Consider the following 11687-nt stretch of genomic DNA (forward strand, 5'->3'; position numbering starts at 1 on the left):
GGCGTCGGGGGGCGGACGGTGGCTCCCCGGGCCGGTGGCGAAGCGGGTCGTCCCCGCTCCGCCACCGGTCACCGCGAGGTCAGGACTTGAAGGCCTTCTCGGCTTCCTTGACCGCCTCGGCCCAGGCGGCGTCCGGCTTCAGGGTCTTGTTCTCCACCCGGCGGATGACATTCTCCACCGCGACCCGGGTCGGGCCGTTCTTCTTGCCCAGGTACTGCGGGGTCAGGCCCTGTGCCATCTTCGGAAAGATCTGACCGACCGGGGCGTCGTTGAAGAACGGGTTCTTGAACTCGGCGATCGCCGGGTCGGAGTAGAGCGCCGGCTGCGACGGCAGGTTGCCGACCTTCTTGAAGATCTCAATCTGCTGCTCCGGCTGGACGAGCCACTCCAACAGCTTGTACGCCTCGTCGGTGTGCTTGCTCTGCTTGGGGATGGTGAGGAAGGACCCACCCCAGTTGCCGCCGCCGCCGGGCACCGCCGCGATGTCCCACTTGCCCTCGGTGCCGGGGGCGGTGTCCTTGATGTGGCCGAGCATCCACGCCGGGCAGGCGAGAACGGCGAAGGCGCCGCTGGTGAAGCCCTTGTCCCAGTCGGCCTGGAAGCTGATCAGGTTGGCCGAGATGCCGGCCTGGATGGCCTTGACCGTGTAGTCGAAGGCGATCTTCGGACCCTGCTCCATCTGGAGCTGTTCCTGGTCGTTGTAGAAGCCGCCCGGCTGCTGACCCAGGACCGGGTTGAACAGGTTGGTGCCCGCGTCGATGAACTTCTTGTTGGTCTTGGTGGTGTACTGCTGGCCGACCTCGATGAACTTGTCCCAGGTGGGCCAGAGGGCGGAGACCTGGTCCCGGTCGGTGGGCAGCCCGGCGGCCTTGAACAGGTCCGTGCGGTAGCACATGGCCAGACCGCCGACGTCGGTGCCGAGGCCGATCTGGGTCTTGCCGTCGGCGGACAGCGACTGCTTCCACTTCCACGGCAGGTACTTGCTCTCGTAGGAGCCGGCGCCCTTGTCGAGCAGGTTGACGAACTTGTCGGACTGGCTGCGGAACTGGACCATGAAGCCCTCGTCGACGGCCGCGATGTCCGCCGCGCCGTTGCCCGCCACCAGCTTCTTCTGCAGGTCCTCGTGCTGGGCGTTGTACTCGCCGGAGTTGAGCTGGATGCGGACGGTGGGGTTGGCGGCCTCGTACTTGGCCTTCAGGTCCTGGAGGCCGAAGTCGCCCCAGAAGTTGACTTTCAGCGTGACGACGTCTCCGGAGCTGGCGTCGCTGGTGGTGCTTCTACCGCTGCAGCCGGCGACCATGAGCAGGCCGACGGCACCCGCCGTCGCCGCGCGGGCCCAGTGCTTCCAGGACCGTTTCATGCCATCCTCCGCACCAAATGGGAACGCTCCCGACATCGAGAAACGTTGACTGAACCGGATAAGTGAGGCCACCGTACGGGCCACCCCGGGCACTGTCAACGATCGATCAAAGCCGTGGCCCACCCGCAACCTGCGCGCACCCTCGGAAGCGCAAGCATGCGTGGTAGAGCGCTCTCTCCCGAAGCACGCCACGAGGACTGACGGGACAGCGAACGGCAGTGGAGGTCGTACGCTTAACCGCGCAAGTAACCGTTCCGGGAACGGCCCACGCCCGCCGCCCGATGATCATCTGCGGGGCGGGCGCGGGTAGCGTGAGGGCGGCCGGTGGACCGGCGCCGTGAGAGCCGGCCCGCACGGGCCGTGAGGATTGAGGAGCACGCCGGTGAAGCGGCCGACCATCGCCGACGTCGCCCGACGCGCCGGGGTGTCCAAGGGCGCGGTGTCGTACGCGCTGAACGGACAGCCAGGGGTCTCGGAGGCCACCCGCCAACGGATCCTGGCCATCGCCGCCGAGATCGGCTTCAGCCCGAGCAGCGCCGCCCGCGCGCTCTCCGGCGCGACCGCCGACGCCGTCGGCCTGGCCCTCTGCCGGCCGGCCCGGATACTGGGCATCGAGCCGTTCTTCATGGAACTGATCAGTGGCGTCGAGGCCGAACTCTCCGCCCGTTCGTACGCGCTGACCCTTCAGGTGGTGGCCGACCAGGAGGCGGAGATCGCGGTCTACCGGCGCTGGTGGGCCGAGCGGCGGGTGGACGGCGTCTTCGTCTGCGACCTGCGCACCGACGACCCCCGCGTCCCAGCGCTGGAGCAGCTGCAGCTGCCGGCCGTGGTGATCGGCGGCCCCGGCCACACCGGGAACCTGACCAGCGTCTGGTCCGACGACGCGGCGGCGCTGGTGGAGACGGTGGAGTATCTGGTCGCGCTGGGACACCGACGGATCGCCCGGGTGGGCGGGCTGCCCTCGCTGCTGCACACCGAGATCCGCGCCGACGCGTTCGGCGAGGTGTGCCGGCGACTCGGGCTCGACGGGGCGGTCACCGTGTGGTCGGACTACACCGGCGAGGAGGGGGCCCGAGCCACCCGCCGGCTGCTCAGCTCCGCCACCCGCCCGACGGCGATCATCTACGACAACGACGTGATGGCGATCGCCGGGCTCTCGGTGGCGCAGGAGATGGGGCTGACCGTCCCCGGCGACCTGTCGATCGTGGCCTGGGACGACTCCCCGCTCTGCCAGCTCGTGCACCCGCCGTTGACCGCGCTCGGGCGGGACATCCCGGCGTACGGCGCGCACGCCGCCCGGCAGCTGCTCGCGGTCATCGCCGGCGAGCCGGTGACCGGGGTCCAGGACGAGACGGCTCACCTCACGCCGCGCGGCAGTACCGCTCCGCCCCGGGAGAGGTGAACCGGTTCAGCGCACGGCTGCTCCGGGTCGGTCAGCGGGACGCCGAGGGGAACTCCGCGAAGAACGCCTCCACCCGCTCGGCGGTGACCGGTCGGGCCAGAGCGAACCCTTGGCCGTACCGGCACCCGGCGCGATGGGCCCGCTCGACATCGGCGTCGGACTCCAGCCCCTCCCCCACCACTGCCAGGCCGAGCCGCTCGCCCAGGCTCACCACCACGTCGATCAGTGGCCGGCCCGGCCCGTCCGGCGCCGCCACCACCTGCGGCCGGACCTTGAGCAGGTCGATCGGAAGCCGGCGGAGCTGGGCCAGAGACGACTGCTCGGCCCGGAACCCGTCCAACGCGGTCCGTACCCCCAGCGATCGCAGCCCGGCCAGTCGGGCCACCACCGTGGGCAGCTCGGCACCGAGCCGGTGCTCGGCCAGCTCGACCACCAGCCGGTCGGCCGGTACGCCGTGGGCGGCCAGGACCGCAGCCACCCCGGGCAGGAAATCCGGTGCCAGCAGCTCCCTGGGTGTCACGTTGACCGCCATCCAGAACCGCCGGCCCCCGGCCGACCACTCGGCGAGCTGCCGGCAGGCCCGCTTCAGCACCCACTGCCCCAACTCGCCGACGAGATCCAGATCCTCCGCCACCGGCAGCAGCTCGGCCGGCAGCACGGTGCCCAGCACCGGGCTGCGCCAGCGCAGCAGCGCCTCCGCGCCGACCGGCAGCCGGTCGGCCAGCCCGAGCACCGGCTGGAAGACCAGGTCCAGCTCGCCGCGGGCGACCGCGCCGGGCAACTCCCGTTCCAGGTCCAGTCGGCGAACCAGTTGCTCCTCCAGGTAGGCGTCGTACCACTCCACCCGGTTGTGGCCGAGTTGCGCCGCCCGCCGCCGGGCCAGGTCCGCCTGGCGCAGCGCGTCCTCCGGGCCGGCTCCGGCCAGTTCCGCCAGGCCGACGCTCACCCGTAACCGGATCATCTCCCCGGGCACCGGGCAGGGCTCGGCCAGCGCGGCCGCCAGCCGGTCGCCCAGCGCGTACGCCGGGACCGGCCCGAGGTCGCTGACCACGGCGAACTCATCCCCGGCGACCCGGGCCACCAGGTCACCCGGACCCACCACGTCGCGCAGCCGGCGGACCGCGGTGCGCAGCACCGCCTCCCCCGCCGTCGACCCGGACCGCTCGGCGACCGCGCCGAGATCGTGCAGGTCGACCAGGAGCAACGCCCCCGGCTCCGACCGTCGCTCACCCAGCACCCGGACCAGTTCGCGGCGGTTGGCCAGGCCGGTGGTCTGGTCCACCGCGGCCAGCCGGCGCAACTCCCGCTCCAGCCGGCGGCGCTCACCGATGTCGCGCACGTGCAGCACCACCGCGTCGACCTCGGGCACCCCGCGCTGGTCGCTCACCGTCGCCTCGGTCTCCCGCCAGCCACCGTCGCCGGTGCTCATCCGGGCCACCAGGAGCGGCGGTCGGGCGGCGGCCGGGTCGGTGAGCTGGCGCAGCGCGGCGGGCGCGTCGTCGGGATGCAGCAGGTCGGCGAGGGGTCGGCCGCGCACCTCGTCGTCGCGCAGCCCGAACCAGCGCGGCCCGGCCGCGGAGAGCCACCGGACCCGCAGCTCGTCGTCAAGGATCAGGATCAGGTCACGGCCGCCGGCGATCAACGCCCGGAAATGGGCCTCCCTGGCGGCCAGCCGCCGGGCCTGGTCCCGGTTGTCCGCCGCGGTGATCAGCTCCCGGGCGACCAGCGGCGGGATCACCGCGAGCCCGAGCAGGACGGCCGTCGGGGTGAAGTCGCCGACAGCCCACAGGTGGTGCCCGGCGGCGAGGGCCGCCACCGCGGCCGGGGCGGTCACCCGGGGCCAGACCGGGGCGGGCCCGCCGCCGAGCGGCGGGTCGCCGGCCGCCACCCAAGCCGCCCCGGTGGCGGTGAGCAGCACGCCCGCCAACAGGAACGGCACCACCGTCAGGGTGGCCTGCTGCGGCGCCCGGTAGCTCGACAGCACCACCAGGTTGGCCAGACCGAGCAGCGTGGCCGCCGCGCCGACCCGGCACAACGCCGCGCCGGGCCGTCGCCGCCGATCGGCGAGCGCGCTCACCAGCAGGCCGGCCAGCCCCAACGCGCCGGCCACCGTGACCACCCGGACCAGCGCCGGCACCTCGCCCGGCGGGAGCAGCACCCATCCGGCAAAGACCAGCGCGGTGCCGAGCCCGGCCATGTCGACGCCGCGTCGCAGCCGGGCCCGGGCGGCCAGCCGGGCGTGACCGGGGAGGGTGAGCAGGCCGCCGGCGTAACTGACAGCCGCGGCGAGCAGGCCGGCGGCGGCAACCTCCGGGCGGTGCGGCGGGGCGGCCAGCGGGAGGACTGCCACGGTCAGGCCGACGACCAGGACGGCGGCGTCGAGCTGGGCGGCGGCCCGCCGGCACCGCCGGGCCCGCCGGCTGCGACCGCCGACGGCAGCCAGCCGGGACAGTCGGAGCCCGGCCAGGGCACAGCCGCCCGCGCCGGCCAGGGTGGCGGCGGCCAGCGGCGGGAGCGCGCCGGCCAGGGCTGCCGCCACCAGCAGCGTGGTCGCCCCCAGCAGGGCGGCCAGCGCGGGCGACGGTCGACGGACGAGGTACGCGAGTGGCACGGCGGTCGCCTTCGTGAGGGGGGCACGGGGCGGTGCGGCGATGCGTGACAGCGACGGATATCCGACACACGTCACCCCCTGAACGACCGCCGCATCCCCCGGTTACGCCTTGTCGCGCGTGACCCGCGTCACTCCACCATGGCGGCGGTCACCGTCGACTCGCCCGCCCCTGCTCGACACCGGCCGAGGTGGGATCATCGGAGGGTGAGTCGCGCCAGCATCATCCGCTTCCGGTACCACCAGGCCATCCTGGTGGCGGCCATCGTCGCCGTGGTCGGCGCGCTGCCGCTGGCCACCGCCGCCTGGTACCTGCTGCCGGTGCTGCTCGTACCGCTGGCCGTCGCGTTCTGGGGGTGGCGGGCCGGCACCGACGCCGACGCGGGCGAGCTGCGGCTGCGCGCGCTCGCCGGCGAACGGCGTATCCGGTGGGACCAGATCGTCGAGCTGGCCGCCGACCCACGCGGCCGGGCGGTCGCCCGCCTCGACGACGGGCAGCAGGTCGTCCTGCCCGCGGTCCGCCGCACCGACCTGCCCCGGCTCGTGGCGGTGACCGGGCAGCACCTGCCCGACGCCCGCTGACCGGCGATCAGTACCCGTCGACCACCGTGTTCACCAGGGGCTCCCCCGCCGCGAACCGGCGCAGCTGCTCCCCGACCAGGCGGTACGCCCGGGGCAGCAGCCCGCGCACCGAGCCGGCGACGTGCGGGGTCAACAAAACGTTCGGCAGCTCCCAGAGCGGGTGCCCGGCCGGCAACGGCTCCGGGTCGGTCACGTCCAGCGCGGCCCGCAGCCGGCCGCTGGCCAGCTCGGCGACCAGCGCGTCCGTGCGGGTCACCGGGCCCCGTGCGGCGTTGACCAGCAGCGCCCCGTTTCGCATCGCGGCCAGGAACCGCTCGTCGACCATCCCCCGGGTGGCCTCGGTCAACGGCACCAGCAGCACCACCACGTCGGCCGCGGGCAGCAGCCGCGGCAGGTCGTCGACGGCGTGCACCCCCTCGGCGGGGCGGGCGGTCCGGGCGACCAGGGTGAACTCGACATCGAACGGGGCCAGCCGGGCCCGGACCGCCGCGCCGATCGAACCCGCGCCGACGATCAGCACCCGTTTGCCAATCAGTTCGTCGGTCGGTGCGACGTCGCCGAACGCCCACTCGCCGCGCGCCTGCGCCCGAACCATCGCGGGGAAGTTCCGCACGTGGGCCAGGATCGCGGTGACCACCCACTCGGCGGTGCCGGCGTCGTGCACGCCCCGCGCGTCGCAGAGCGTGACGCCGCCCGGGACACGGCCGATCCAGGCGTCCGCACCGGCGGAGAGGAGCTGCACCACCGCCACGTCGGGCAGCCGCTCCAGCATCGTCGTGACGTCCCCGGCCACCAGGAACGGCGGCACCCAGAACCGGACGCCGGCCGGGTCCGACGGCGGCGCCGGATCCGTCCAGGGCTCGACGGTGACGCCCGAGGGCACCTCGCCGAGCAGTTCGACGCCGGTCGGGTGGGGGATCCATACCTTCACGACCGCCGACGATAGCGGCCCCGACGCGGTCGGGTCCGGCAACCAGGGCCTCCCGGGGAAACACCCCCGTGGCGCCGGCGCCGCCGGCGGGGGTATGAACGATCGCCGGGACGCCGGACGGCGTACCATGCCGCCACGGACAGGAGGCCGATGACCGAGCGATCCCCGGAACCCGACCGGCCGGCCGCTGTGGGCATTCCCGCGCTCCGTGACCCGGCCCGGCTCCGATCGCTGGCCGACACCGGCCTCGACGCCGCCCCTGACGAGGCCTTCGACCGATTCGCCCGGCTGGTCGGCGACCTGCTGGAGGCGCCGGTCGCGCTGGTCTCCCTGGTCGGCGCCGACCGGCAGTTCTTCCCCGGCGCGGTCGGCCTGCCCGAGCCGTGGGCCGGCCGCCGAGAGACCCCGTTGGACCGTTCCTTCTGCCAGCACGTGGTCGACATCGCGATCCCGATGGTGCTGCCGGACGCCCGGCTCCACCCCCGGGTCCGGCGGAACCTCGCCATCCCCGAGCTGGGGCTGGTCGCGTACGCGGGTGTTCCGCTGACCGACCTCGACGGTCGGGTGCTCGGTGCGCTCTGCGCGATCGACCACAGGCCCCGGGCGTGGACTGCCCCCCAGTTGCGGACCCTCGCCGACCTGGCCGCCGCCTGCTCGTCCGAGCTGCGGCTGCGCATCGCGCTGGACGGCGCCGAGGAGGCGCGGCGCCGCGCCGAGGAGGCGCACAACCGGCTGGAACTGCTCCACGGGCTGACCGAGACCCTCGCCGGCACCCTGGACGTCGACACGGCCGTCCGCCGGCTGGCCGACGCGGTGGTGCCGCTGCTGGCCGACTGGGCGCTGGTGACGCTGGTGGACCGGGCCGGAAAGCCGCGCCGGGCCACCGGTGTGCACCGGGATCCGTCCCGGGCCGCCGAGGTGGCCCGGTTCGCCCATCTGGTGACCACGCGCCTGGATCCCGACTCGGTCATCCGGAGGGTGTTGCGCACCGGACAGCCGGTGCTCGGCGGCGCGGACGACGCCGGGCGGGACGTCGGTGAGCCGGAGCTGGGCGCGCTGGCCGCCCGGCTCGGTTTCGCCGCCCACCTCACGGTGCCGGTGCCGGCGCCCGGCGCGGGTGTCATCGGGAGCATCAGCCTGGTCGGCGGCCCGGACCGGCGGCCCTTCGACGAGCGCGACCTGCGGACCGCCGTGGAGGTCGGGCGCCGGGCCGGGCAGGCGGTCGGCAACATCTGGATGTACGGCGAGCAGCGGCACGTCGCCGAGGTGCTCCAGCACAGCATGTTGCCCCGGCTGCCGGAGCACCCGGCGGTGGAGCTGGCCGCCCGCTACCAGCCAGTGGCGGACCGGGTCGAGGTGGGCGGCGACTGGTACGACGCCTTCGTGCAGCCCGACGGCGACCTGATGATGGCCATCGGGGACGTCGCCGGACACGACATCGAGGCCGCCGCGACCATGGGTCAGCTACGCAACCTGGTGCGGGGCAATGCCTTCGGCCGGACCGACCCGGTGCACGAGCAGATGAGCCGGTTGGACGCGACGATCGCGGGGCTGCGCATCCCCACCGCCGCTACGGCGACCCTGGCCCGGCTGAGCCGCACCCCCGGCGGTCTGGCGGTCACCTGGTGCAACGCCGGTCACCCGCCGCCGCTGCTGGTCACCGCCGACGGCGCGGTGCACAACCTGGACGGCCGGCACGAGCCGCTGCTCGGGCTCACCCGCCCCTTCCCGCGCAGCAGCCGCACGGTGCTGCTCGACGAGGGGGACACCCTGCTGCTCTACACCGACGGGCTGGTGGAACGCCGCGACCGTCCGATCGACGAGACGCTGGCGGAGCTGGTGGACCGGCTCGCTGGCAGCTCCAAGCTGCCGCTCGACGACCTCTGCGACCTGCTGCTGCACAGCCCGCACCCGCGGGAGGACGACGTCGCGTTGCTCGCCGTCCGGGCCCGCTGAGGCGAACGGGGGCCGACCCGTGGTCCGGCACGGCCGGGTGACCGGATTCCGGGCTAGGCTGGGCCGGGTGAGCGCGCATCCCCCGTACCCCCGCCCCGGCCGCCATCGCGCGGCGCTGGCGGCGTCCTGCGCGGCGCTGCTGCTGACCACCTCCGGATGCAGCTTCGGCCCGCCGGACCCGGACCCGGCCGGCGAGCCGCCCAACCTGCCGACCCCCTCGGCCAGCGCCAGACCCGGTGGCGCCGGCCAGCAGGTCGTCGCCACCACGCTGGCCACCGGGCTGCGGGTGCCGTGGGGCATCGCCTTCCTGCCCGACGGCGGGGGCCTGGTGACGGAGCGGGACAGCGGCCGGATCCTCAAGATCGGCCCGGAGTCCGGCCCGGACGGGCTGCGGGTCGCCCCGGTGCAGACCATTCCGGACGTGGCCGCCGGCGGCGAGGCGGGGCTGCTCGGCATCGCCGTCTCGCCCTCGTACGCCAGGGACGAGACGGTCTTCGTCTACTACACCACCGAGCGGGACAACCGGGTCGCGAAACTGAAACTGGGCGGAAGCCCGACACCGATCCTCACCGGCATCCCGAGGGCACGCACACACGACGGCGGCGGGCTCGCCTTCGGCCCGGACGGGCAGCTCTACGTCAGCACCGGCGACGCCGGCGACCGGGAGTCCGCCCAGGACCGCGGGAACCTCGGCGGCAAGATCCTGCGGATCACCGCGGACGGCGCGCCGTCCCCCGGCAATCCGTTCCCCGGCTCGCCGGTCTGGTCGCTGGGTCACCGGAACGTGCAGGGGATGGCCTGGGACGCTGGCAAGCGGATGTACGCGACCGAGTTCGGCCAGAACACCTGGGACGAGATCAACCGGATCAACGCCGGCGGCAACTACGGCTGGCCGGTCGTCGAGGGTCAGGCCGGCACCGGGCAGCACGTCGACCCGATCGCGCAGTGGCGCACCTCGGAGGCGTCCTGCTCGGGTCTGACCTCGGTGCAGCGGTTGCTGGTCACCGCCTGCCTGCGCGGGCAGCGGCTCTGGGTGGTCGAGCTGACCGACACCGGCACCGTGCTCGGCCAGCCCCGCGAACTGCTGAGCGGCCGGTACGGCCGGCTGCGCGCGGTCGCCGCCGCGCCGGACGGCTCGGTGTGGGTCTCCACCTCCAACCACGACGGGCGGGGCCGGCCGACTCCGGAGGACGACCGTCTGCTGCGGCTGGTCTTCGGCGACGGGGGCGCCGGCCGCAGCTGATCCACTCCGGCGGACTGCCGAATCAGGCCCACTCAGCCGGGTTTGCCAAGATCCTGCGGTGGGCAGGTCAGAATCTCAGCATGGACGGTCAGGAGAACGAGCAGCGCGGGCCCCGGGACGAGACGACCCCGGCCCGACGTGAGCGTGCCCGATGGCCCCGGATCCGCGAAGCCGCCCGGTCGGGCCCGACCCGGCGGGCCGGTGTGGTCGCCGCCGTGCTACTCGTCGCCCTTCTCGGCGCGATGATCGGGGTGCTGGCCGGCGGCCGGGTCTACACCGACATCGGGCCGTTCCGGGCCGACCTGACGCTCACCCCGGCGGTCGACGGCCACACCACCGTCGACATACCGCCGCTGGGCGCCCTGCAACTCGACAGCCACGACGGGCCGACCCACCTGACCGTCGGGCTCGGCGCGCTCGACCAGCGCAGGACCGAGGCGCTGATCGACGACCCGGCGAGCCTCAGCCGGGCCAGCCAGTCAGCCGTCTCCGACGTCCGCAACGGAGTGATCCGGCTCGCCCTGCGCACCCTCGGCGCGGTCGTGCTGGTCACCCTGGTGCTGGCGGCGCTGATCTTCCGCAACGTGCGGCGTACCGCCTGGTCGGCGGGGCTCGCCCTGGCGATGACCGCCGGGAGTCTGGGGCTGGCCGCCGGCAGTCTGCGCCCCGAGTCGATCGAGGAGCCACGGTACGAGGGCCTGCTGGTCAACGCCCCAGCGATCGTCGGTGACGCACGGCGGATCGCCAACGACTACACGAAGTACGCCGAGCAGCTGCAACGCGTGGTGGCCAACGTCAGCAAGCTCTACACGACGGTAGCCGCGCTGCCGGTCTACGAGCCCGCGTCGGACACCACCCGGGTGCTGCACGTCTCCGACATGCACCTCAATCCCACCGGCTGGCAGCTGATCCGCACCGTGGTGGAACAGTTCGACATCGACGTGGTGATCGACACCGGTGACCTCACCGACTGGGGCAGCGAGCCGGAGGCGTCGTACGTCGGCGCGATCGGGGTGCTGAAGAAGCCGTACGTCTACATCCGGGGCAACCACGACTCGGTCCGTACGGCGGCTGCGGTGGCCCGCCAGCCCAACGCGATCGTGCTGAACAACTCGACCACCACCGTCGCCGGGCTGACCATCGCCGGCATCGGCGACCCTCGGTTCACGCCCGACAAGGAGACCTCACCGGCCGGTAGCGGGCTCACCAGGGAGGTTGCCGACCAGGTCATCGGGACCGGTGAGCAGCTCGCCGAAACGGTGCGGAAGTCGCCCCGGCCCGTCGACATCGCCCTGGTTCACGATCCGGCCTCGGCGGGCCCACTTTCGGGCACCTGCCCGCTGGTTCTCGCCGGGCACACCCACAACCGGCAGGTGTCGAAGCTGCCCCAGGAGCCCGGCCAGCAGCCCACCCTGCTCATGGTGGAGGGCTCCACGGGCGGCGCCGGGCTCCGCGGTCTGGAGGGTGAGAAGCCGACCCCGCAACGTGCGGCGTACCGCCTGGTCGGCGGGGCTCGCCCTGGCGATGACCGCCGGGAGTCTGGGGCTGGCCGCCGGCAGTCTGCGCCCCGAGTCGATCGAGGAGCCACGGTACGAGGGCCTGCTG

8 protein-coding genes are annotated in these 11687 nt (G+C 73.9%); 5 read left to right on the forward strand and 3 right to left on the reverse strand.

From position 1 onward, the window contains the following. Positions 1 to 79: 79 nt before the first annotated feature. Positions 80 to 1360, reverse strand: coding sequence for an extracellular solute-binding protein (locus tag E1193_RS24420; protein ID WP_132185522.1), 1281 nt, complete (start codon positions 1358 to 1360; stop codon positions 80 to 82). Positions 1361 to 1742: 382 nt separating this feature from the next. Between E1193_RS24420 and E1193_RS24425 the strand changes: the two genes are divergently transcribed. Then, positions 1743 to 2762, forward strand: coding sequence for a LacI family DNA-binding transcriptional regulator (locus E1193_RS24425; RefSeq protein WP_132185523.1), 1020 nt, complete (start codon positions 1743 to 1745; stop codon positions 2760 to 2762). A gap of 31 nt (positions 2763 to 2793) precedes the next feature. Here E1193_RS24425 and E1193_RS24430 read toward each other — a convergent pair whose 3' ends face one another. After that, on the reverse strand, positions 2794 to 5373 hold the full coding sequence (locus tag E1193_RS24430; RefSeq protein WP_243707863.1) for a sensor domain-containing phosphodiesterase: 2580 nt from the start codon (positions 5371 to 5373) through the stop codon (positions 2794 to 2796). Between the two features lie 204 nt (positions 5374 to 5577). Here E1193_RS24430 and E1193_RS24435 point away from each other — a divergent pair, with 204 nt between their 5' ends. After that, a complete protein-coding gene (locus tag E1193_RS24435) occupies positions 5578 to 5952 on the forward strand; it encodes a PH domain-containing protein (RefSeq protein ID WP_132185524.1) in 375 nt (124 codons plus the stop codon). Positions 5953 to 5959: 7 nt separating this feature from the next. On the opposite strand, the gene E1193_RS24440 is transcribed toward E1193_RS24435, so the two are convergent. Then, entirely contained in the window at positions 5960 to 6883 is a 924-nt protein-coding gene (locus tag E1193_RS24440) for a 2-hydroxyacid dehydrogenase (protein ID WP_132185525.1), read from the reverse strand. 150 nt (positions 6884 to 7033) lie between these two features. Between E1193_RS24440 and E1193_RS24445 the strand changes: the two genes are divergently transcribed. The 3 genes from E1193_RS24445 to E1193_RS24455 all read left to right on the forward strand — a co-directional run. Next, positions 7034 to 8839, forward strand: coding sequence for a SpoIIE family protein phosphatase (locus tag E1193_RS24445; RefSeq protein WP_132185526.1), 1806 nt, complete (start codon positions 7034 to 7036; stop codon positions 8837 to 8839). 67 nt (positions 8840 to 8906) lie between these two features. Next, positions 8907 to 10082: a PQQ-dependent sugar dehydrogenase gene (locus tag E1193_RS24450; protein WP_132185527.1), complete on the forward strand. Its 1176-nt coding sequence runs from the start codon at positions 8907 to 8909 to the stop codon at positions 10080 to 10082. Between the two features lie 80 nt (positions 10083 to 10162). Continuing rightward, positions 10163 to 11687, forward strand: a 1525-nt coding sequence (locus E1193_RS24455; protein ID WP_132185528.1) for a metallophosphoesterase, incomplete at its 3' end; no start/stop codon positions are given.

This window comes from Micromonospora sp. KC606, from assembly GCF_004348675.1.
Taxonomy (GTDB): domain Bacteria; phylum Actinomycetota; class Actinomycetes; order Mycobacteriales; family Micromonosporaceae; genus Micromonospora.